This window comes from Paenibacillus alginolyticus DSM 5050 = NBRC 15375 (genome assembly GCF_000422905.1).
Taxonomy (GTDB): Bacteria; Bacillota; Bacilli; order Paenibacillales; family NBRC-103111; genus Paenibacillus_E; species Paenibacillus_E alginolyticus.
Genome location: NZ_AUGY01000001.1, coordinates 341,277 through 364,710, shown reverse-complemented (window position 1 = coordinate 364,710; position 23,434 = coordinate 341,277). Strand labels below are relative to the sequence as shown.

General features: G+C 45.4%; 22 protein-coding genes and 1 pseudogene. 2 read left to right on the top strand and 21 right to left on the bottom strand.

Annotated elements, in window-relative coordinates; translation table 11 throughout:
• The 14 genes and pseudogenes from G519_RS51540 to G519_RS0101930 all read right to left on the bottom strand — a co-directional run.
• A pseudogene (locus G519_RS51540) lies at nt 1–207 on the bottom strand (IS5/IS1182 family transposase); the annotation flags it as partial.
• A 401-nt stretch (nt 208–608) separates the two neighbouring features.
• Nucleotides 609–1,847, bottom strand: a complete 1,239-nt coding sequence (locus G519_RS0101990; protein WP_029193247.1) for an aminopeptidase — start codon at nt 1,845–1,847, stop codon at nt 609–611.
• 108 nt (nt 1,848–1,955) lie between these two features.
• Nucleotides 1,956–3,296, bottom strand: a complete 1,341-nt coding sequence (gene glnA, locus G519_RS0101985; protein WP_029193246.1) for a type I glutamate--ammonia ligase — start codon at nt 3,294–3,296, stop codon at nt 1,956–1,958.
• 40 nt (nt 3,297–3,336) lie between these two features.
• The gene (locus G519_RS0101980; RefSeq protein WP_029193245.1) at nt 3,337–3,747 is read right to left on the bottom strand and encodes a MerR family transcriptional regulator; all 411 of its coding nucleotides are present in this window, start codon (nt 3,745–3,747) and stop codon (nt 3,337–3,339) included.
• A 95-nt stretch (nt 3,748–3,842) separates the two neighbouring features.
• Entirely contained in the window at nt 3,843–5,063 is a 1,221-nt protein-coding gene (locus G519_RS0101975; protein ID WP_409371978.1) for a methionine gamma-lyase family protein, read from the bottom strand.
• A gap of 32 nt (nt 5,064–5,095) precedes the next feature.
• Nucleotides 5,096–6,421: a GTPase HflX gene (hflX, locus tag G519_RS0101970; protein ID WP_029193243.1), complete on the bottom strand. Its 1,326-nt coding sequence runs from the start codon at nt 6,419–6,421 to the stop codon at nt 5,096–5,098.
• A gap of 189 nt (nt 6,422–6,610) precedes the next feature.
• On the bottom strand, nt 6,611–7,882 hold the full coding sequence (gene efeB, locus G519_RS0101965) for an iron uptake transporter deferrochelatase/peroxidase subunit (RefSeq protein ID WP_051252997.1): 1,272 nt from the start codon (nt 7,880–7,882) through the stop codon (nt 6,611–6,613).
• Nucleotides 7,883–7,906: 24 nt separating this feature from the next.
• Nucleotides 7,907–9,076 carry an EfeM/EfeO family lipoprotein gene (locus G519_RS0101960; RefSeq protein WP_029193241.1) on the bottom strand — a complete coding sequence of 390 codons (1,170 nt, stop codon included), beginning with the start codon at nt 9,074–9,076 and terminating at the stop codon, nt 7,907–7,909.
• A gap of 31 nt (nt 9,077–9,107) precedes the next feature.
• Nucleotides 9,108–10,589, bottom strand: a complete 1,482-nt coding sequence (locus G519_RS0101955) for an FTR1 family iron permease (protein WP_029193240.1) — start codon at nt 10,587–10,589, stop codon at nt 9,108–9,110.
• 174 nt (nt 10,590–10,763) lie between these two features.
• Nucleotides 10,764–11,741: an AAA family ATPase gene (locus G519_RS0101950; RefSeq protein ID WP_029193239.1), complete on the bottom strand. Its 978-nt coding sequence runs from the start codon at nt 11,739–11,741 to the stop codon at nt 10,764–10,766.
• An 86-nt stretch (nt 11,742–11,827) separates the two neighbouring features.
• A complete protein-coding gene (locus tag G519_RS0101945) occupies nt 11,828–12,127 on the bottom strand; it encodes an antibiotic biosynthesis monooxygenase family protein (RefSeq protein ID WP_029193238.1) in 300 nt (99 codons plus the stop codon).
• 28 nt (nt 12,128–12,155) lie between these two features.
• Nucleotides 12,156–12,782: a histidine phosphatase family protein gene (locus G519_RS0101940; RefSeq protein ID WP_051252996.1), complete on the bottom strand. Its 627-nt coding sequence runs from the start codon at nt 12,780–12,782 to the stop codon at nt 12,156–12,158.
• Nucleotides 12,783–12,804: 22 nt separating this feature from the next.
• Nucleotides 12,805–13,806: a lipoate--protein ligase gene (locus G519_RS0101935; RefSeq protein WP_029193236.1), complete on the bottom strand. Its 1,002-nt coding sequence runs from the start codon at nt 13,804–13,806 to the stop codon at nt 12,805–12,807.
• Nucleotides 13,807–13,828: 22 nt separating this feature from the next.
• On the bottom strand, nt 13,829–14,302 hold the full coding sequence (locus G519_RS0101930; protein ID WP_029193235.1) for a GNAT family N-acetyltransferase: 474 nt from the start codon (nt 14,300–14,302) through the stop codon (nt 13,829–13,831).
• Between the two features lie 142 nt (nt 14,303–14,444).
• Here G519_RS0101930 and G519_RS0101925 point away from each other — a divergent pair, with 142 nt between their 5' ends.
• Entirely contained in the window at nt 14,445–15,242 is a 798-nt protein-coding gene (locus tag G519_RS0101925; RefSeq protein ID WP_029193234.1) for a GNAT family N-acetyltransferase, read from the top strand.
• 37 nt (nt 15,243–15,279) lie between these two features.
• A complete protein-coding gene (locus tag G519_RS0101920) occupies nt 15,280–16,149 on the top strand; it encodes an SDR family oxidoreductase (RefSeq protein ID WP_029193233.1) in 870 nt (289 codons plus the stop codon).
• 71 nt (nt 16,150–16,220) lie between these two features.
• On the opposite strand, the gene G519_RS0101915 is transcribed toward G519_RS0101920, so the two are convergent.
• The 7 genes from G519_RS0101915 to G519_RS0101885 all read right to left on the bottom strand — a co-directional run bounded on the left by G519_RS0101915 (nt 16,221) and on the right by G519_RS0101885 (nt 23,431).
• Nucleotides 16,221–16,916 (bottom strand): YdcF family protein, encoded by a 696-nt coding sequence (locus G519_RS0101915; RefSeq protein WP_051252994.1) that lies wholly within the window; start codon nt 16,914–16,916, stop codon nt 16,221–16,223.
• 5 nt (nt 16,917–16,921) lie between these two features.
• The gene (locus G519_RS0101910; protein WP_244279976.1) at nt 16,922–17,581 is read right to left on the bottom strand and encodes an alpha/beta hydrolase; all 660 of its coding nucleotides are present in this window, start codon (nt 17,579–17,581) and stop codon (nt 16,922–16,924) included.
• A 46-nt stretch (nt 17,582–17,627) separates the two neighbouring features.
• Nucleotides 17,628–18,359, bottom strand: coding sequence for a peptidylprolyl isomerase (locus G519_RS0101905; protein WP_244279975.1), 732 nt, complete (start codon nt 18,357–18,359; stop codon nt 17,628–17,630).
• Nucleotides 18,360–18,687: 328 nt separating this feature from the next.
• Nucleotides 18,688–21,246 (bottom strand): transglycosylase domain-containing protein, encoded by a 2,559-nt coding sequence (locus tag G519_RS41350; protein ID WP_161632898.1) that lies wholly within the window; start codon nt 21,244–21,246, stop codon nt 18,688–18,690.
• Between the two features lie 142 nt (nt 21,247–21,388).
• On the bottom strand, nt 21,389–21,628 hold the full coding sequence (gene hfq, locus G519_RS0101895; RefSeq protein WP_029193229.1) for an RNA chaperone Hfq: 240 nt from the start codon (nt 21,626–21,628) through the stop codon (nt 21,389–21,391).
• Nucleotides 21,629–21,692: 64 nt separating this feature from the next.
• Nucleotides 21,693–22,661: a tRNA (adenosine(37)-N6)-dimethylallyltransferase MiaA gene (miaA, locus tag G519_RS0101890; RefSeq protein WP_029193228.1), complete on the bottom strand. Its 969-nt coding sequence runs from the start codon at nt 22,659–22,661 to the stop codon at nt 21,693–21,695.
• Nucleotides 22,655–23,431, bottom strand: a complete 777-nt coding sequence (locus G519_RS0101885) for a class I SAM-dependent methyltransferase (RefSeq protein WP_029193227.1) — start codon at nt 23,429–23,431, stop codon at nt 22,655–22,657. The genes miaA and G519_RS0101885 overlap by 7 nt, the downstream gene beginning before the upstream one ends.
• Nucleotides 23,432–23,434 lie beyond the last annotated feature (3 nt).

Here is a 23,434-nt window from a genome sequence, read left to right as displayed (position 1 = left end):
AAATCCTTCCGTCATTCCAATAATGACGGAGCGAAATATAGCCGGGTAATTTTGTCGATCGGGTGCGCCTAACGAACTCTTTTTTGCTAATGCTGAGTAAATTTTGGGCATGTCGATTGTGTCGAAAATGGTGGCATATTTCTGCTCAGGTTGTAAATTGAATAGGTCTTGCAGGGAAAACAGGCTTTGCTGCCGAATCAAATACATTAGGAGAACTCCCTTCTCTTCTAGTGTTTGGTGGTACTTACACTTTCGATTAGATGGGGAGGTTCTCCTTTTTGCATCCGCCAGAAACCCTTATCTGGCGTGGGTTTTGAATTGTGAAACTTACTCTTAAAGACTTCTATTCTAATAATCACAACACTTTTGGACAAATTAGCGGCCTCTAGGAGACTTCTATTTTCTATTTTTTATTTTCAAGCCTCTTTCCTCTAGCTTCTATCTTTTTTCTTCTATCTTCTATCTCCAAACTCCAAATTCCAATTTCCGTCTTCCATCTACCCTCTACTCTCCGCACTCTGCACTCTACTCTCTACTCCCTACTCCCTGCACTCTATCCCATTGAAATTAAGCTAAAATATCAGCTAAAGAAATCAGATAAATTTCAACTAAAAAGCAAGCGCCCAATTTCCACTACGGAAAATAGGTTCAACGGTACCATCACTAAGGACACCATCAATCTCAAGATCATCCGTCCCAATCATAAAATCCACATGAATCAAACTGGTGTTCCCACCACGAGCTTTCAACTCTTCACTTGAAATAGATACGCCATCCTGCAAATTGATCGGGTAACAGCTGCCTAAGGCCAGATGGCACGATGCATTCTCATCGATGCCCGTATTGTAAAAAATACGGTCAAGATTCGAGATCGGCGAATCAAAAGGCACGAGAGCAACTTCACCCAAATATCGTGCCCCCTCATCCATATCCAGCAACCTTGCTAGGTGCTCATAGCCGACTTCGGCATGATAATCCACAACTTTCCCGTCCGCGAACTTGAACGAAAACCGATCCACAAGCGCCCCATTCACATTTAATGGCTTGGTGCTCGATACCGTCCCATGAACACCCGTTCGCTTAGGCATCGTAAATACTTCCTCAGTTGGCATATTCGCTACGAATCGTATTCCACTTGCGTTCTCCGTATCACCACCAAGCCAAATGTGGCCCTCCGGCAGTTCAACTCGCAAATCTGTTCCTGCCGCTCGATATTGAAGCGCCTCATATTGCTTCTCATTTAACACGCTGCGAACACGCTTCAGTTGATCCATATGTACTCGCCAAGCCGCAACGGGATCATCTTCATAAACGCGGTTTATCCGGAAAATTGCCTCCCACATCGCATCGATCCGCTGTTCTTCTGGCAAATCGGCATACACTTTGGATGCCCACGCCACCGTTGGCGCTTTGATTAAGCACCAACTGAACTTACTTGTTCTCACATAGTGCTGATACTTAGCTCTAGCCGTAGCCATGGCTTTAGATGCTCTAGAAATCATACTTGCATCAATACCCGCGTAGAGATCAGGATCCGGAACTTTGATATTCAGCAATGCTCCACCGTTTTCTACAAAACGTTCCAACATATTCGTATACCACTCTGGGTAATAATCAAGAGCTTCGTCATGGGCATATTCAAATCTACTGCGAGTTACCACATCATCCTGCCAGTGAACTTGGACAAACTTCGCCCCTGCCTCGTAGGCTTTCTTCACGATAAGTCTAGTCAATTCTAGGGACTCTATCGGCGACTCTATCATCAGATCCTGGCCTTTATTGAGATTAACCCCTACCTTAACTACAAGTTCAGCGTACTTTTCCAAATTCATTTGAAAGTTGTCCATTATCCTTATGCTCTCCTTCGCGTGAAAAAGCCCATCAGTTCAGAATTACCTGAAGGCTGACGGGCTTTTCTTATCTAATTGTTGTATCCAAATCAACTTGCTTTGCGATTAGTAAAGGGACAGATATTGATCTCTTTCCCATTGGTGAACTTGTGTGCGGTACATATCCCACTCGATTTCTTTAAGTTCATAGAAATGAGCCAGAGCATGTTCGCCTAGCGTATCGCAAACCACATCATTGCGAAGCAGCTCGTCCAACGCTTGTTTCAAGTTCAATGGCAAAGTAGGAATGCCATCGCTCTCTCTTTCCTCTTCGGTCATCACGTAGATGTTTCGATCCGTAGGAGGAGGAAGCTGCATTTTGTTCTTAATGCCATCCAATCCGGCAGCAAGCATAACTGCAAGAGCCAAGTAAGGATTAGCAGCCGGGTCCGGGTTACGAACTTCAACACGAGTACTTAAACCGCGGGAAGCTGGAATACGGATCATAGGACTACGGTTACTTGCCGACCATGCCACATAGACAGGCGCTTCATAACCAGGCACAAGACGTTTATATGAGTTAACCGTAGGATTCGTAATTGCAGCAAAAGAACGCGCATGACGAAGTACACCCGCCATATAATGTCTAGCCACATTACTTAAACCTAATTTATCGTTCTCATCATAGAAAGCATTCACATCACCTTTGAATAACGATTGGTGACAGTGCATGCCAGAACCGTTCATACCAAACAAAGGTTTAGGCATAAATGTAGCATGCAAACCATGCTGTCTAGCAACGGTTTTGACGACGAGCTTGAAGGTTTGAATTTGGTCAGCCGCTTTAATCGCATCTGCGTATTTAAAGTCGATTTCATGTTGACCTGGCGCCACTTCGTGGTGGGATGCTTCGATTTCAAAGCCCATCTCTTCAAGCGTCAACACGATATCGCGGCGACAGTTTTCGCCCAAATCCATCGGAGCCAAATCGAAATATCCACCTTGGTCATTCAGTTCGGTTGTTGGATTGCCTTTTTCATCCGTTTTGAACAAGAAGAATTCTGGCTCCGGACCTACGTTCATAGCCGTAAAGCCCATTTCTTCGGCTTGTTTCAACGCATTTTTCAAGATGGCACGCGGATCTCCTGCGAACGGTTTGCCATCTGGCATATAGATATCACAGATTAAACGTGCTACTTTGCTCTCGGTTACCCATGGGAAAATAACCCATGTATCCAAATCAGGATACAAATACATATCAGACTCTTCAATACGTACATAACCCTCAATGGATGAACCATCGAACATCATCTTGTTATCGAGCGCTTTTTCGAGTTGGCTGTAAGGAATTTCTACGTTTTTGATGCTTCCCATCAAGTCCGTAAATTGCAAACGAATGAACCGAACATTTTCTTCTTTGGCAATGCGCAAGATGTCTTCTTTGGAAAAATTGTTGTTGTAGCTCACGTGTGCAGTCTCCTCTCAATTTACAAACGATTAAGAAATGCTATTTATAAAAACGGGAAAGCTGACCTTGAATCAGAGAAACCTGATCAGGGCGTTTACCTCCGCCAATCAACTGCTGTTTAAGCATTTTGTGCAGTTGGGAGTCGGTTAATTCTTTACGCTTCACTTCTGTGTGTTCGTTCAAAATCGTTGCATCTTCTGAATCTTTATCGATAGGGATAAGAACCTGCTTGATCCCGGCGATGTTCACACCTTTTTCAATTAAATCTTTAATTTCAAGAAGTCGTTCTACATCATTAAACGAATACAAACGTTGATTGCCAGCTGTTCTAGCTGGAATAATAAGTTCATGCTGCTCATAGTAACGAATTTGTCTTGCAGTTAAATCAGTCAGCTTCATGACGATCCCGATCGGGAATAACGCCATATTTCTACGTATCTCATCACTCATGCTAATCACTCCTGGTCAGTAAGTACCTCTCCACTATTGTACCTTTGTAACAAAAACGTGTCAAGGAGTGTTAGGTTTGTTCACAGTCTAATTTTTCACAACAATCCCTTGTCTTCCATATGTTGGATTGCTGTTAGTACCCCTAACTTACAGTGTGAGTAGGTGAGTCCGCCCTGTAAATAAGCGATATAAGGCTCACGAATCGGCGCATCCGCGGACAGCTCCAGACTGCCGCCTTGGATGAATGTCCCGGCCGCCATAATGACGGGATGCTCATAGCCGGGCATATCCCACGGCTCCGGCACAACGTGCGAATCCACGGCAGCCGCCTTCTGGATGCCCTGCACGAAGGTGATCAAGTGATCCGCCGACGTGAAGCGGATCGCTTGGATCAGATCTGTGCGCGGCGTTTGCCAGCGCGGATGGCTCTCGAAGCCCAGCTCTTCGAACACGCTAGCTGCGAAGACTGAGCCCTTGACAGCTTGCCCCACCAGATGAGGGGCAAGGAAAAGCCCTTGAAACATCGCTCGCGTAGCGCCGAGCATGGCACCAACCTCGCCCCCGATACCGGGGGCGGTCAGTCTGTAGGCGGCGAGCTCCACCAAGTCGCGCCGCCCGGCAATGTAGCCTCCGGATGGGGCGATACCGCCGCCGGGGTTCTTGATCAGCGAGCCGGCCATGAGATCGACGCCAACCTCCGTCGGCTCCTGCAGCTCGGTGAATTCGCCGTAGCAATTATCGACGAAGACGATCAGGGCCGGGTTCACTTCTTTGACGAATCGGACCATTTCTCCGATTTGTTCAACAGTGAACGAAGGCCGCCACGAGTAGCCGCGCGAACGCTGTATGCCGATCACCTTCGTGTTCGGCTGAATGGCAGCCGCGATGGCTGACCAGTCCGGCGCGCCATCCTCAGTCAGCGCAACCTCGCTGTACGCGATGCCAAAGTCCTGCAGAGATCCCATCCCGTCGCCAGGCTTTCCAATAACCTTATGCAACGTATCATAGGGCTTACCCGTTATGTAAAGTAGATGTTCGCCTGGGCGCAGAACACCGAACAACGCTGTGCCTATCGTATGCGTACCTGATACAAAGTGCGGGCGTACAAGTGCCGCTTCTGCCCCCATCGCATCAGCATAGACAAGATCGAGAACCTCTCTCCCGCGATCATTGTAGCCATAGCCTGTTGAAGAAGCGAAGTGGTAATCGCTTACCTTATGTTTTTGGAAAGCGCTGATCACTTTCCACTGATTAAGATCAATCGTTTTCTCAATCTGGCGAAAAGCGCTCTCTATTTGGCGTTCAGCGCTTTCCATTAATGCCATAACTTTATCCCCAAATTGCATAATTAGTAAATCTCTCCCTCACTATCTTGAACCTCTTGCTGAGCATGCTGATCATAAGCCACCAATTGATAGGCCAATTTGACGTAGTCATCCTTGTTCACACGGACCTTGAACAGCATATCTTCTCCGTCCACATCCGTCTCCAGGACATCGCCAATTCGGTACATCAGTGAAATGATGTCTCCCTTATCAGCTGGAATGCGGAACTCTTTACTCTCACCCATCAGCTTCTCTTGAATAGCGATTCGCAAACGTTCTAGATCTTCTGGGTTGTACGCGCTGATTTTCAGAAATTCACCTTCGGTCGAAAGCATCTCCATATCTTCTTGCGAGCAAAGATCTATTTTGTTGAAAATAGTCAGCTGTTCCTTCTGATGTGCGCCCAGCTCTTCTAAAACCTCAGCGACAACCCGCATTTGCTCATTTCTCATATCTGTTGAACTATCTACGACATGAAGGATCAAATCAGCCTCATTGGCCTCTTCCAGCGTAGCACGGAACGATGCAACAAGATCATGCGGCAGATTCTGAATGAAACCTACGGTGTCTGTTAGCACGATCTCTTTGCCGCTTGGCAATTCCATCGTCCGCGATGTCGGATCCAACGTTGCAAACAACTGATTCTCAATATAGACGTCAGCTTGCGTCAATTGTTTCAATAAAGTTGATTTCCCTGCATTCGTATAACCAACAAGAGCAACTTGAAACACACCGGTCTTCTTACGGCGTTCACGATGCAAAGTCCGGTGACGAACAACTTCTTCTAGCTGCGCCTTCAGCTCATCAATACGTCCGCGAATGTGCCGACGATCGGTCTCCAGCTTCGATTCCCCAGGACCTCTCGTCCCGATACCGCCACCAAGACGTGACAAGTTCTTGCCTTGTCCCGATAGCCTTGGAAGCAGGTAGCTAAGCTGCGCCAGCTCAACTTGAATAATGCCTTCTCGTGTTTTGGCACGCTGAGCAAAAATATCCAGAATCAGCTGCGTGCGGTCGATAATTTTCACATCGAGGGCAGCCTCCAGGTTACGGACTTGAGCACCCGAAAGCTCTTGATCGAAGATTGCCGTATTCCCGCCAAGCTCCTCCAAAAGAACTTTAAGCTCTTCAACTTTCCCTTTACCAATAAACCATTTGGAATCCTTTGTTTCTTTGTTCTGAGTCAATGTCTCCAAAACAAGCACACCTGCTGTTTCCGCTAACTTGACCAGCTCTTGCAGCGAGTATTCCGCTAACAATTCATTTTTCTTCTGTTTCTGAGTGACTAAACTTACGAGTACTGCGCGATCATCGATTTCTTTCTCAACCATATGTGAAGTTGTTTTCATAAGTATCTCCTTTACGCTGCATTCAAACGATCGAAATAGCCCCATGCGGGCGTATTCCTTCATTATTGTGTAGGAAATGCTTGGGAAAGTCAATTTGCAGGAGAGGAAAATTCGATTATAACGAAGTTCCTATCTGAAGACACAAAAAAACCGATAGACCATAGGCCTCTCGGTAGCTTTCCACCTATTTTAAGTAAATAAACTTTGTCCCAAAAACGAACCTTTCGATGGAACACCCGGCAGTACAGCGAAATAGCCACCACCAGTTGTGTCCGTATAGGAAAGCATTTTGTCAGGAAACTTCGGATTCGTCAATCTTTTCTGGATGGATTCAAACTGCGTCTGAATGTTCCGATTGAAACAAACGAATAACAAACCCGCATTGATTCGTCCAACACTATCGAGGTTATCCATGAAATTATACCCGCGGCGCAATATACGCTCACGCTCTGAATTCTCTCCCGTGCGCGGATTTGAAAGGCGGATATGAGAATTAAGTGCTGTAACTTCACCTTTGGTATCGTCAGCAAAATTAGGCTGATCGAACTCTCCATGCCCACCCATAGGTGCTCCAGAAACCTTCTGACGTCCAATAATCTCTTCTTGATCGGAGTATGATTGCTGATCCCATGTTTCAATCCGCATATGAATACGGCGAACAACCATGTAAGTACCTCCAGCAAACCAAGACGCGCCGTCTCCCGCTTCGACCCAAACATTATTTTTCATAAATTGTTCATCTTGCAAGTCGGGATTAGCCGTACCGTCCTTGAAGCCGAACAAGTTCCTCTTCGTCCCTTGCGACTTCACGCCTAGCTGTCCAGTTTGCTGCCAACGCAAATGGGCAGAACCGCGTGCCGCTTTAGCTAAGTTACGAATCGCATGGAAACAGATCATCGGATCATCAGCGCAAGCCTGAATCATGATGTCTCCATGGGTCAATTGTTCCTGCAGCGAGTCTTTATGGAAAATAGGCATTTCCGTAAGGCCAGATGGTTTACGAGAACGAAGTCCGAAGCGATCTACACCATCTTTTTCGAACAAAGACGCACCAACAGCGAAGGTTAGCGTTAATTTACCCGTATCGAGGCCGATTTGCTCCCCAGTATCCAACGGCGGAAATTTCCCCTCCTGAGGCTCAGCCGCGAGAGGCTTGCCTTCCATGAGAGTCGCTGCCATCTCGGTCCAAAGCTGAAGAAGCTCCTTTAGCTCCTTCACATCCTGCGTAGTTACATCAAATGCCGCCACGTTCGCAAAGTTCTGGGCCGGAGTCACAACACCGGTCTGATGAGCACCATAAAATGAAATGGTTTCATTAGCAGCACTTGCAGTACCTAGTGGTTTGTTGGAAGCGGCAGGTATCACTTTCTGGGCCTTCCCAAGCAAATCCCCAATGACAACGCCTGCAGCACCTGCCGCCGTCATTCCTAAGAAGGCGCGGCGATTCATTTTATCACCCATACCGTTGTTCTCCTTTCCAATCCCTTATTTACTTAACGTTCCTGGCATTTTCACTAATGGCTCAGCGAATGCCTCCAGTTTATTTTTCAAATCGATTTGTTTGCTTTGTTCTAATTTGCTGAAATCATTCCAAGTAGTGCCAACAGGTGAAAGTGTATTCATAGTTTCGATAACGGTGGCTAAGCTTTTGCTGATTTTCTCATCAAGGGCAGGATCTTTCTTTTTAAGCTCACCTTTAATCAGATCATAGATGGCTTGCGCGCCTTCCACATTAGCTCGGATAACAGGTATCGTAGCTCCACTCCAACGCTCTTCTTCACCCGTGATTTTCTTGGCTTGTGCTTCTTCCATCAATTCCCCAACACCTGCGATAAAATCAGCAGGCTCAATCGTAGCGGCTTCAATGGCTTTCTGCATTTTCTTGCCGTCTTCTAGTAAACGTGAAGAAAAAGCCTCAGCTTCCTTCACATTCTTCTTAACAAACAACAAATACTCAACACGATGATACCCAGTGAATTCAGGATCATTTTCATTTTTGAAATCATTCACTCGAGCGTCCATGACACCGTCTAAGTCTTTAAAAGTTTCGATAATAGGCTCAATTCTCTCATAGGGCATTCGAGATTGTCCATAGGAATCTTGTGCCTTCTTTAAATCGCCGCTCTTCACTGCAGCATCCAATTGTTCAAGACCAGCTACTAATTGTTTCCCTTGTTCTTGAACGTATTTATTATAAGCTTTTGCTGCCTCTTGCAGCTCTTTGGATGCCGCGATAACATCTTTATTGACTGCACCTTTATTATCATCAAGGGAGGTGCTGAGCTCCGTAATTACTGCTTTCAAATTGTTATTTAGTGACGTTAATGTGGCATAATCCAGCTTGTCTTGTTTCAATCCAGCTTCTAAAGGAGTCAGAAACTTCTCAACTTTCATATACAACTCTGGGAATTTTGGTTTTACTTCATCTTCGAAGCTAGCCCATTGGTTCTCAAGTAGGTTGGATTGCTTCTGCGGATCTTTTACCTTACTTGTGTCCAGTTGACCCTTTAGCTGCTCAATACTTGTAAGAAGCGCTGCTGAGCCCTCTTTAACAGGTACTTTGGTCACTTCTGCTGTCGTTTCTGTTTTACCGCAGCCTGCGAGTATCAGTGTTGTAGCCGTTGCTAGAATCATTAGTTTTTGACTTTTATTCATGGTATAGTTCCCTCCACTTTTCTCTAAAAAATTATTTGGATAAGGCCATATTTCGCATTTGGATCGTTTTACGACGGTCCCAAAGGACCGCGAACAACGCTGCTATCAGGAGAATAAATTGCGGTACAGCACTCTCTAACGTTGGATACAGCGCGATAAAGTCCCAGCTTGGCAGCCAAGATGCTGTCGTTGCAGGCAAATACCCTGCCAATTGAAGCCCGTGCACACCCATCCCCGCAAATTTAAAGCAAAGATAAAATACGAAGAAGCTTGAAACTAAAAAGAATGGACGCATTGGAATACGCAAGCCAATTTTAAGAATTAAAAAGGCGACAATGAGTAGGATGGCCACTCCAATCCCTATGCCTCCAAGAAGGGAGCTTAAGGAGATAGAGGATGCCATACCGATCATGAAAAGGGCTGTTTCTGTGCCCTCACGGAAAACAGCAAGAAAAGCAAGCAAGCTGAGAGAAACTAGACTTCCGGTAGCCAAAGCTTTTACGCTTTGATCCCGTATGTACTTCTGCCAATTAGTGACACTTGATTTGCTATGCAGCCAGTAGCTCATATACAGCAGCATGACAGCTGCGAAAATACCTGTACATCCAGCAATTAAGAAGTTGTTTTTCCCAAAAGCACTTGTGGAAAACAACTGTTGTACGACAATGCCAAGCGCTATACTAACAAGCAAGCCCCCGAACACGCCATACCAAATCCATTGTTTCTTATCACCATGACCCGATTTATTTAGGAAACCTAGTAAGGCAATTACGACTAACAAAGCTTCCAGACCCTCTCTGAGCAAAATCGTTGTCGCATCCAGCATAGTGTAGCTTGTTTTGGCTGCTAAAGGCTGCAATTCAGTGTGCATGCGCGCAATTGTTGCGGAAGCTTCACCAGTTTGAGCAGGAACAGCAGTCAGCTGTGCGTAAGCCGTAACCATGTCTCTTTCCATCGAAGTATACACAGATGAGGATTGTGTAAGCACAATACCTTCGATTTGCAACCAGGAGTTTCGAAGCTTTTGGATACTTGTGGAAGCACCTTCGATATCATTCTGCTTCACTTGATCCGCCGCTTTCTCCAACAAAGCAACTAATGAACTAACGGTAATATCACCACTGCCCTGAACCACTTTTCCGAAAACATCCATATTGCCATCTACAAAACTCTTGTTCAAACTGTGAAGATTATTCAATGCCGCAACCAGTTTCTGCGCATCAATTGGTTGCTTGAGCGATTGGAAGGATACTTCACCCATCGCTTGCTCAATCTTCTGATAGGCGGCCATTGAGCGATCTTTAATACCACCTTCATAAGACAACCAATTCACTTGAAACGATTCGAACATTTTGGAGGCATCCTCCAACTTCCCGCTTTCTGCCGCTTGAATCGCGCGAACAATACCTTCATCAGCCTTGGCCAGATCATCCTCCGCCTTAGCACCTGCTGTTAAAGGAATAGAAAGCAGCATTAACAGCGCTATCCAACTCACTAAGATGACTTTACGCATGAATCACAACTCCCTATAGAAAATAAAACCCAAATTCAACCATGTTAATATTGATAATCATTATCAACCAATTAATTACTCTGTCTATTTTACTCCGTTCAACCAATCTGTCAATCGTTTTATTCAAGAAAAAAAAGCCATTTAACTGTTATAAGTTAAATAGCTTTATAAAATTCATTTAAATTTCATATCTTCAGGCCTTATTGACATTAATTCTAATTTGGAAGGAGCATTTACATACTGACTGAGTAACCTTACAGCCTGATGCCGCATTGCTTTCTCCAGAATGTTTCGAACATACCTCGCATTACTAAATGCACGCCAAGTTGCGGCTTTCTCATCGATTAAATGCTGCTTCAACTTCACAATCGTTTGCGGAAGAAGCACATACTCTCGATCTTTAGCCATGAGCTCAGTAATTTGAATCAATTGTTCAATCGGATAATCCTCGAAATCAATTTGAATGGGAAATCTTGAAGGAAGTCCCGGATTCGTAGCCAGAAATTGCTCCATTTCGTCGCTATACCCGGCTAGAATAAGGATGAACTCATTCTTCTTATCCTCCATACCTTTGACCAGAGCATCAATGGATTCCTTGCCAAAATCTTTATCTCCTCCGCGTGCCAGACTGTAGGCTTCATCAATGAAAAGGATGCCGCCCATCGCCTTTTTCATCAACTCACGAGTTTTAAGCGCTGTATGTCCAATGTATTCTCCTACTAGATCTGCACGCTCCACCTCAATAAAATGACCCTTGCTCAGAACGCCCATGGCATGGAACATACGCCCCATCAGTCTAGCTACTGTTGTTTTACCAGTTCCGGGGCTTCCTTTGAAAATCATATGGTACACGTGCGCATTGCTGAGCAGACCGGCTTCTGCGCGAAATTGCGAAATTTGTAGGAGCGCATAGATTTCATGCACCAACTCTTTGACATTATCAAGGCCAATCAGTTGATTCAGCTCTTTGAAAACTTCCGAAAGCGGACCCTCGAGAGGCGTCTTCTTTCCTGTGAGCTGCGGCTCGGCATCGGCTAGCGGCGAAGCGTGAGTCTGGCTGCCTGCTCCATCAACGGCTCGCCTATGCATGCCAGGCTCTGGCTGCCGTAAGACGATGTTGATCTGTCTGGATGGCAAGCTCCGACCACTCATGAGGATCACCTCGTTTACAGGATGGTTTGATGGTTCGTATCAATCCATCCTACGCTCGTTTGATGGATTTTAGACCGCAACAGCCTTTAATGATACTTTTGTGTCAATGTATAGTGCTCGACCACCGGGAATGGGTCATAGAAATGGTGCAGCAGCTTCCGCCATTCTTGATACTCTTCAGAGCCACGGAACCCTACAGTGTGATCCTCTAGTGTTTCCCAATGAACGAGCAGCAAGTATTTATTGCTATCCTCGATGCACGTTTGCAGCTCATGGGAAATGTATCCTTTCATCGATGAAATAATAGATGAGGCTTGGCGAAACGCCGCTTCGAACTCCGCATTTTTCCCTGCAATTACAGGAAGGATGGCTACTTCTAAGATCATGAATTATTCCTCCAATTGAGATTGTATGTTAGAAACCAAATGCTTCAGTTTGAAAATGTGACGTATCTCCGTGAAGCCGGATATGCGGCTCGTTATCAATCATTTCAACAAGACTTAAGCTAGTAGGATGAAAATATGGCGGGTTCCATAAGTCTGCCAGAGCTCTTCGCTCGAAGTAGGCCATGATCATTTTCAACGTGACTGTGTGTGAAATTAAGCCTATTGTTTTGCCTGCTTGTTCCTCTAACAGCTGCACAATGGCTGGTATGACGCGAGCCTGCAAATCAGCATACGACTCACCTCGCGTTGGTCTATACAACTCAGGTGCATTCCAGAACGCATGGAAGTTGTCAGGATCCAAATCTGCAATTTCTGCTGAAACCCGTCCCTCCCAAGCACCCAGATTCATTTCTTTCCACTCATCCGAGGCATGGATCTCCAATTCACGCGAACCTTTTACGATATTAGCCGTTTGCAAAGTACGACCGCTGCTGCTAGCAAACAAAACATCAAAGTTTACATCCCTCAAAGCATTTGACAACCAGGAAGCTTGCTGCTCCCCTAAAGCTGAAAGTGGTGAATCTAAGTGACCTTGCATTCGGCGCTCCACATTCCACATCGTTTCCCCATGTCGGATTAAATAAAGCTTTGTCATCGGCAGCCCCCCCCTCCTTGCACTAATTTAACATCATCAAATCTACAAAAGAATCCAAATCCAGCGCTCCAAAGTAACGCTGCAATTCCACACCTGACAGCCGTTCTCGTACTGCGTACTCTTCATACCTCGAACCACGCAGCGTTTCCTCTAGTTCAGTTACATCGCTAGCTCCGAAGAAGTCCCCATATATTTTCAAATCATGAATATGACCTTCTTCAATATCTAAACGAATATCAATTGTACCAACGCCTTCGAAGCGTTTGGAGTTCTGAACCGTACTTTTAAGTGATTTCCCGTAGTTCCAGTCCCAGTTCCGATAGCGTTCTTCCGATAGCTCATGAATACGGACCCAATCCTCCTCAGAAAGCTTGTACTTGGGAGCTTCCGACTCCTCAGCATTGAAAATAGAAGCAAGCAGCTTATTTCTGAATTCCTCCATCGTAATAGGCTCGCTCAGGAACTCGATAATGTTAGCGACCCGGCTGCGAATCGATTTAATGCCCTTGGACTGAATCTTATCGAGATTAACCTTAAGGGCAGAAACAACGTTTTCGATTTCTGAATCGAAAAGTAACGTTCCGTGACTGAACATCCTGCCTTTGGTTGCAAACTGTGCATTGCCCGAAATTTTGCGCATACCGACTTGGATATCATTGCGGCCCGTTAAAGCCGCTTCAACACCAAGCTTATGAAGTGCTTCAACAACGGGTTCAGTAAACTTTTGAAAATTGTGAAAAGAGTTCCCGTCATCCTTTGTAATGAAGCTGAAATTCAGATTGCCCAAATCATGGTACACGGCTCCGCCACCCGATAATCTCCGAACCACATGAAGGTTATTCTCTTTGACATATTCGGGATTGATTTCTTCGTGTGTATTTTGATTTTTGCCAATAATAATGGACGGTTCGTTGATGTAAAAAAGCAAGTAACTCTCATCGTTAGGGAGTTGTCTAAGGGCATATTCCTCAATGGCTAAATTAATCCGGGGATCAGTGATTCCTTCGTTATCGATAAAAAGCATAATCATACTCCTTCATTGTTGATCATATCTCAGTCGTCATGGTTCGATTTAAGGTAAACATCCCTAAGGATTTATAAAAGGCAATAGCACTCTCATTAAATTCCCATACATTTAATTCTAGTGAAGCAGCCGAACGCTCCTTAGCCCAGGCAATAGAAGCTTCATATAACTTAGTACCAATGCCCTGACGCAGAAAGTCCGGTGAGACGGCCAGTTCATTTAAATACGCAAAAGTTCGAGGGACAAGCGCTTCATAGGTAGGCGATTTCTTCATTTCCAGCATAGCTACCCCAACGACCAAACCCTCATTCTCCGCTACCAAAATCACTTTGTTCTGTTGATCTGAAAAGCTTCGGTACCACCCCATAGCAACAACGTGATCTAACTTGGCAAAACGCTCCGGCAATGCATCCGCATGCTCTTCCTGCCCTACTCGAATGATCGCATTCACGGCTTCGTAATCTTCTAATTGTGCGGTACGAATAATGAGTTCCAAGAAAATCCACCTCCTATTGTTTCATAGCTTACATCAAAGGATGATATTTTTCCACTTTGGCAGAGCGCGATTATTTTATATACATAACTCTATAAATTTATTTATAATATTGGAAACTTACTTGAGGAGGAGAATGCTGAAAATGAACGAAAAACCAGACTTTTATATCGCTATCGATACTGTGGCTTCAAACACGTGGCCTGCCGAGTCATCTGTTTCCATGGATAATTGGCTCCTACGGGCCTCCCGAGGCGTCACTAAACGTGCAAACAGTGTGCTTGCCATAGGCGAATATCCAAATGATCCTAATTGGCTTGCGAAAATAGAGCAATTCTATCAAGACCTTGGTTTACCCTCAATTTTTCATATTAGCGATGCTTCCCCCGAGGGTCTGGATGAATTTCTTCAAACAAAAGGATATGCGATAGATACACCGTGTGTGGTGATGACCGCTTCCAGTCAGCAAGTATCCGATAACGCACAATATAAGATGATGCAAAATAAATCGTCCGTCCAAATGGAATGGGCAGAAGCAGCAGATGCGGAGTGGCTTGACGTTTTTCTCAAGCTTGAACAGTTTCCCGAAGAGCGCAGAGATAGCTACAGCGGTCTATTTGAGCGAATGCCAGCTCCGAAAGGGTTCTTAAAGCTGAAACGAAACGACCAAATCATCGCGTTAGGCACAGCTATTGTGGAGGACGAATGGGCTGGTTTTGTAAACGTCGTTATCCAGGAAGACCACCGAGGCCAAGGACTCGGGTACGTCCTCATGCACGCATTAACGGAATGGAGTATGGAGCATGGTGCTGCCAAGCTATATTTACAAGTTGTTTCTTCCAATAAACCCGCGGTTACTTTATATGAAAAGCTGGGCTACCAACCTAAATATGGCTATCATTACCGAATTAAGTATGATTTACAGCCCCTTGTATCATCCTAACAAAGAATTTGACTAGGATGAAAGGAGTAACAAACACATGGCAACAGCAACAGAAAAGAAACCGATATTCCCGCCCCAGCATCAGGACCAGCAGCCAGGCATTGAAGCAAAGATGAATCCTCTTCCTGTCTTTGAGCATTCTGGGTATAAAGCAGCCGGCAAGCTTAAGGATAAAGTCGCTCTGATTACAGGAGGCGATAGCGGAATTGGCCGCGCGGTCGCGATTGCCTATGCCAAGGAGGGTGCAGATGTCGTATTGGTCTATTTGAACGAACATACGGATGCGGAAGAGACGCAGCGTCATGTGGAAAAGGCCGGACGAAAGTGTCTGCATGTTGCTGGAGACATGGGGGATGAGAATTTCTGCATGCAAATCATAGAGCAAGCTGTCGGGAAGTTTGGCAAACTCGATATCTTAGTAAACAATGCAGCAGAACAGCATCCTCAGCCTAGCATCGAGAATATCACTTCGGAGCAGTTGGAGCGGACGTTTCGAACCAATATCTTCTCTTTCTTTTATTTGACCAAGGCTGCACTTCCCCACTTGAAATCCGGAAGCGCAATTATCAATACGGCTTCTATTACCGCTTATCACGGTCATGAGCAGCTGCTCGATTATTCCGCTACGAAAGGGGCCATTGTCACCTTCACACGCTCCCTGTCTCTTCAATTGAATGCAAAAGGTATACGCGTGAATGGTGTGGCTCCTGGTCCGATCTGGACGCCCCTCATTCCTTCTACGTTCACCGCCGAGGAAGTTGCCACGTTCGGCTCGACGACACCCATGAAACGAGCCGGTCAGCCAAGTGAACTCGCGGCCAGCTATGTCTTCCTTGCAAGTGAGGATTCATCCTACATGGCGGGTCAAATCTTGCATGTGAACGGTGGAGCCATCGTAAACGGATAACTGAGGTACAATAAAAAAAGCATGACCAGCAAGTGGGTAAATCCCGCTTACGGTCATGCTTCTTTGTTATCTCATATGCCTACCATCAATAACAGCTTTGTCCAATACCACTTCGTGTAAGCTAGCGTTTCTCTCGCTTCATGGTAAGGCATGAAGAGCACCTTTGACTTCGTAGAGGAAATGAGAGGCTGCTTCAAACCAATTGTTTCCGCGATATCGAGTGAACGAGAACCGTGAAATTGATGGGTCATAATAATCGAACTTACAAGACCTTGCTCGTCCATAATTTTCTTGCTGTAAAGCAAATTCTCATAGGTACTCGTCGCTCGCGGCTCTATCAAAATACTTTTGGCCGGAAGCCCTTGTTTAACCAAATAATTACGCATGCCCTCCGCCTCCGTTAGTTTGGAGCCGTTATTATCCATACCTCCAGAGACGATCAATTGTTTGAATCGTCCCTGTTTATAAAGATCAACAGCCAAATCTAGACGCTCCTGGAGGCCAGGGCTCGGGATGTCTTTGCGCAAGGAAGCACCTAGAACGATACCCACGTCAACTTGCTTAGGCAGCGTTTGATCAGGAGCGATTTGAACCTTCCACTGGATATAGACGATCCAAGCGACAAGCAAGATGAAAACAGTAACTACAATTCGAAACACTTTCGTAAGCATACGGTTGAACGTAGATTTTTGCCCAGTTCGTCGGCGTTTTTTCGGTGTTGGAGAGATGGCTCGTTGTTTCTTATTCATGTTTGGCTGTACAGTCATCCTTGCTACTCCTTATCCAAAAATGCACTGACTTGTCGAAACAACGTGGCCGCATCCTCACTCAGACAAATCAAATGATTAGATCTCGAGTGCCAATGCAGCTCGCGCTGTCCTTTGAGCTTACTATAAATGTACCGCGCACTTTGCGGATGAATAACTTGATCTTTTTCAGACTGCGCGATGAGTGTCGGAATACTTACCTGACTTAGTTCTGGTTTCAAATGCCGCACAAGTTGTGTGAATTGCCATGTAGCTCGAAGCGGTGTGGATTTCGCTTTAGTAAAGCTGATTTTCCGTTGATATTTCCACTCATCTCGAATGACATCCAGCATTCTTCTAGGACTGACATAAATGACTGCCGTGTTCAAAAGGATCAGTCTCCGAACCGGATATCGAACGGATAAATAAGCGGCAAGCAGCCCTCCCATTGAGAAGCCTACCATATCAAATGATCCATATTGGATCGTCATTCGCTCCGCATGCTTTTCAGCTTCGCGTACCCAATCTTCCCAATGTGATGCTTTTAATTGATGACTGGATTCCCCGTTCCACGGGAGTATCGGAACCTCACAAAGCTGTCCGCGTTCACGTAAATGCCTTGCTAACGGCTCAACCTCATAAGGTCCACCGGTGAATCCATGGAACAATAAACATGGTTGTTTCACGCGGTTTTCTCTCCTATCCATCCTTCACTGTTTAGAATATGTTATTCTATTTTTCTTTAATGTCAATCGCATTAATCGTTACTTTTTCTTTTGGCTTGCTTGGTGTGGATTCACCACCCATTTCAACAGGTGTTTCGGCAATTTTAGCTATAGTTGCCATGCCCTCAGCTGTTACTTTGCCGAAAATCGAATAGTTTGGTTGGGGATTTAAATTTTTCGCACAATCTTCTCCCGAACAAATGAAAAACTGACTGCCATTCGTATTGGGACCGGAATTCGCCATCGCGACAATGCCGGGTTCATATTTATGCGTTGTTTTCAGCTCATCTGCAAACTTGTAGCCGGGACCGCCTCTGCCTGTACCAAGTGGATCACCGGTTTGAATCATGAATGTTTTGATAATACGGTGAAACGTCACATTGTTATAAAAGCCTTCTTTGGACAGAAACACGAAGTTGTTAACAGTTTTCGGTGCTTCCTTGGCAAACAGATCAATGGTAAATGATCCTTTGGACGTTGTGACTTCAGCTTGATACGTTTTGCTCGGGTCGATCGTCATATCCGGCGCTTTGCTCCATTGCTTGGGAGCTGCAGTTGGCGATGCCGCTGGGGATGCTGCAGAAGAAGCAGCAGGTGCCGTTGCGCCACTCTTAGGCGTTGCTGTGCCGCCGGCAGATTCAGTAGGCTTGTTGCCGCAGGCCGATGCGATTAACGTTAACGCGATTAGCGTGAGTGGTACTAGCTTAGCTGGTTTAAGCATGTTGAAAGGCAAATTCATTGAAAATTCCTCCGTCAATGGTATGTAGTTTAGTGTGGGACCCGCATTATGCGGGTCTAGTTTTGTTTTATATAGCAAGATACAGCTATTCCCCCATAGAGCTGTTTTTCATCGTTAAATAGGACTAATGGCTAGTCATGATGACTTAAGGATGAAATTCATCCCTAACTAGCATGTACATCTCTATTTAAGATCAAACCATGTCCAATAAGGTTGTTTTTCATCGTTTCAGCAGCAAAATATGCTTCTATTGCCTATTTAAACATGAAAATCATCGCTAACGACCATGCAGCTTCGATCCGAAAGACCCCGCTAAAGTAACATGTTACTATAACTTCGGTACAATAACTTGTCCCCCGTCTTGCTTGCCATCCTTCGGCTTTTCCTCGGTACCATCAACTGGCTTGTTAGCTGGAGATGGGGTAGGAGTAGGGCTTGGACTGATGCCGGAACTTGGAGTCGGACTAGCGCCAGGCTTATTCGTGCTTCCAGGCGATGGCGTAGGCTTCGTACCTGGTGACTGCGTCGGCTCTAAAGGATTCTTGCCAGGTGATGTAGATGGCGAGACCGTTGGTGAAGGTGATGGCTTCGTACCGTCAGGCAACGTGCCATCTTTCGGTATTTCGACGGACACGACATTCGATTTAGCACCTTCCAAATTTGAGTCCAAATTAATCGGTACAACATAATACTGATAAGTTTCTTCGCTGCTAATAGTCGTATCATTCACATCAGTTGTTGCCGATTGAATCAGCATCTTCGGCTCTGTGTCTTTGGTACCTTTTCGGAACACCTGATAAGCGATCTTCTCTCCTATTGAGGTCCAGGCTAATTTAACCGACTTCGTTTCAGGTGAATACACAGCAGTTAAATCCGTGATCCCTTTTGGCGGTTCCGTTAGATCAGGCACCCCATCTGGCTTCACAAAGTTCGTCACAGGTCGCCCTTCCAGCGACTTCGACATGACTTCTTTAAAAATAGATGACGGGCTTCCGCTGCCGATTGTGACATAGTGCTTTGCATCTACTTTATCGAAGCCTTCCCACACAGCTGCTGTCCACTCCGGCGTATACCCGACAAACCACACATCACGATCATATTGTTCAATTCCCTTGATGTCCAGTCCAGTTGTACCCGTTTTGCCAGCTACAGGACGATTGAATTTCGCTTTGGTTCCTGTACCTCCTGGTTCTACTACGCCCTGAAGCAGCAGCGTCATGTAGTAAGCAGTTTTAGGCTGAATAACCTGTTTCTTTTCTGGCTTGTAAGCGGCGATTTCTTTACCTTGCGCATCCGTAATGCGCAGAATCGCATGCGTTTTGTTTTGCATACCTTGGTTAGCAAAAGCAGTGTAGGCCGTCGCCATTTGCAAGGGAGAAACGCCATCCGTAAGTCCGCCCAGTGCAATGGACAAGTTCTTGTCCTTTTCTTTGTTGAGCGGAGTCCCGATCTTATTCGCAAAATCAATCGCTTTCGATACTTTAAGTTGATCTAATAACCAAACAGGAGCCAAATTATAAGACTTTTTGACGGCCTCAAACATCGTCACTTGCCCATGCGTAGTACGGTCATAGTTACGTGGAGAGTACGTCCCGTTACCGAAAGTTGTCTGCGTATCATCCAAGATGGAATACGGTGTATAATTCCCGCTCTCAAGCGCTGGACCATAAGCCGCTATCGGCTTGAACGATGACCCCGGCTGTCTTTTGGAATAGACCCGACTGAAGCCTTTTGTACTGTAATCCCGGCCGCCTATCATTGCCATCAAACCGCCGGTTTTGTTATCCATAATCACCATGGCACTCTGAATCTTTTGGCCATCCGAAGCATCCTTCTGGAAAAAGCTTGGATTTGCATAAGTCTGCTCCATCACTTTTTGCGCTTTCGGATTCATGGTCGTATAGATTCGGTAGCCTTTGGTCAGCAGTTCATCTTCATCGATGCCATACACATTTTCAGCTTCATCTACCACATAATCCAAGTAAGTCGCGTAATCCTTGGTGCCTTGACTAGACGCTGCAGGCGGAACATAATCCACTGCTGCAGCTTCAGCACGCTCGGCCTCTGTAATATAGCCTTGGTCAGTCATCAGCCTAAGAACGACAGCTCGACGTTCCTTCGAAAAGTCCGGATGTGTGAGTGGCGAATATTTCGACGGAGCTTTTGGCAAAGCAGCTAGCGTCGCCATTTCCCATATCTTCAAATCATTCAAATTGGATTTACCGAAGTACACCTTAGCTGCCGCTTTTATGCCATAGGCATTACTGCCGAAGAAAATACGGTTTAAATATTTCTCAAGGATTTCATCCTTACTGAACCGCTCATCCAAGGCAAAAGCGATGGACATTTCCGTCCCTTTACGAAATGCTGTTTTCTCGGAACTGAGGAACACATTTTTAGCAAGCTGCTGGGTAATTGTACTTCCACCCTCTACAGCGCTCATATGAATAATATCTTTAACAAGCGCTCGACCAATGGATATAAAATCAACACCCGAATGCTCGTTAAACCGACGATCTTCCGTTGCAATGAAGGCTTGCTTTAATCGCTCCGGAACATCTTTGATGTTCACACTTTCTCGATTTTCACCTTTATAGATTTTGCCAACTTCTGTCGCAGGCTTATCTTTCCCTTCCTCTTGCGCATAAATAAGCGTCGATTCACTCGCCGTATCAATCTTGTCAATGTTGTTATCGAGAATCTTAAAGCCGTTCATAATAACGACGATATAAATGCCCAGTGCACAAATAATAGCCAGAATAGCAGCAATAATCGAACCCATAATAAATTGGCGAACATTAAATCTCTTTTTCTTAGAGCCTTTGTTGCTTCCTTGTGGTTTCGTCTTTGTATTCGCAGCTGTTTTCTTATTCGTAGGTTTCTCCAAATCCATCGACTCCCTCGTTGTTCATTTCTCTCTTGTAGTAACCAACAAAAGAACAACCTTAAACAAGGTTGCTCCACAAGTTTCTATTCGGTTAGACGATTCAGTCCATAAAAAAGTTGCAAAACTAACGTACGAGTACGTTTTATTCCGAAGCTTCAGCAGCAGCCATTAAAGAAACAGCTCGTTGCGGCGTGAAGGTGGAGATGGCATGTTTGTAAACCATTTGTTGACGTCCTTCACTGTCAATGATGATCGTGAAGTTGTCAAAAGCGCGAATTAGTCCTCTGATTTGAAACCCATTGGTTAAATATACGGTAACGGGAATGCTTTCTTTACGTAGTTGATTAAGAAAATTGTCCTGGATATTAATGGATCTGTTCATCAGTGGTCCCCCTTAATGGAATGAAACTATCGCCAGAAGGCGCTATTTTCTATTGGTGTATTTATTAATTATATTCAATTTTATGTACAAACTTTCCTGCTAGTATATCATTAATAAATTGGAAATGGGCAGAAAAATTTGTTGATTCCGTCACATCCACCCAGTGAATGTCTTTCATATGCCGAAACCATGACAATTGGCGCTTGGCAAATCGGCGCGTGTCGCGCTTGAGCAGCGTTATCGCTTCCTCTAAACTCAATTCACCTTCCAGATAGCTGACGATTTCTTTGTAACCGAGTGCCTGCATGGAAATCGCTTGCTTGGGACAGCCTGCGGCAAGGATCGATTGAACTTCCTCGATAAGACCCTCCTGCATCATCGCGTCGATGCGTTCCTCAATACGCGTGTACAGCCGGGCACGATCCATCGTCAGTCCAATGATACATAGTTCGTAAGGAGATTCTTTTTTCTGGGCCGCCAAATGGGTTGTCATCGTTTCACCTGAGATATAGTAAATCTCAAGTGCTCGTATTACGCGTCTACGATCATTGGCATGAAGTCGATCAGCGCTCTGAGGGTCAATATCACGCAGCTTCTGATGCAGCGCCTCGTCCCCATGCTCAATAGCGAACGCTTCCTGTTTTTGGCGGAACGCTTCATCCATACTGACTTCCGTGAATTGATAATCGTAACATACAGACTCGATATAAAGGCCTGTACCTCCTACAATAAATGGAAGCTTTCCACGCGAATGAATGTCCAGAATCAAAGACTTTACACGCTCTTGAAACTCAGCCGCCGAAAAAGGATAGGATGGATCATGAATATCAATCAAATGATGCGGGACAATCTTCTGCTCAGCTTCACTCGCTTTGGCTGTTCCAATATCCATTCCTCGATACACTTGCATGGAATCTCCGGAAATAATTTCGCAGCCAAACTTCTGAGCGATTTCTAAACTTAGCTTGGTCTTGCCAACTGCCGTAGGACCTAGTAGCACGAGTAATTTCGGCTTGGCTGATGGGGCTAACACAGTCGAATCACTCCATACGTTGTTTTGGTCGTCGATCGCAATACATGCTCGAACCCGAGCCGGGCAAATTCTTTACTGTCTCTGTTTTCTTTGAGCACAATGCTCTTGCGTGCAACTCTTTTAGCCTCTTCGATAGATGCCATACTGACAGCTTCATCGTTCGCATTGCGTCTAAGATGAGAGATCGCTTGAGATTCCTCAATCGGACTGCGAAACATCGGGTCAAAATAGACAACATCTACACTTTGCGGCGCCAATTGCTGCAAATACGCGAGGTGATGTGTCTTTCTAACCGTGATGCGCCTCATAGCCTCGTTAAGCTCGGGAATTTCCGATTCATAAACGGCTAAACCCTCTTGTATCAGCATAGCGGGAATCTTTTCGCTTTCAAGTGCCATGACGCTTCCCTGTGGGCCGACAGCAAAGGAGAACACGATAGAATCCGACGCTAAACCTGCTGTGCAATCCACGATATTATCGCCAAATGCTGCACCAGAAGCCTCAATCAATAAATCGGCTTCTCCTCGCTGCATACGTTTGACACGAACGAGGGCCATACTTGGATGAAAAAAGTACGCAGGTTGGTCTTCTCCATAGTACCTGATCTCATCTCTCGTCACAAGCAGAAGGGTATCATCCTTATAATTATTCCTAAGATGTTCCAAAGAATACTTCCTTCGGGGTACGACTCGGCCGTCATATTCAGCAGCCAATCGCACGGCTTTGTCCAACAAATCACTGGATGGATTATACGAAGTTGTCACTAACACGGG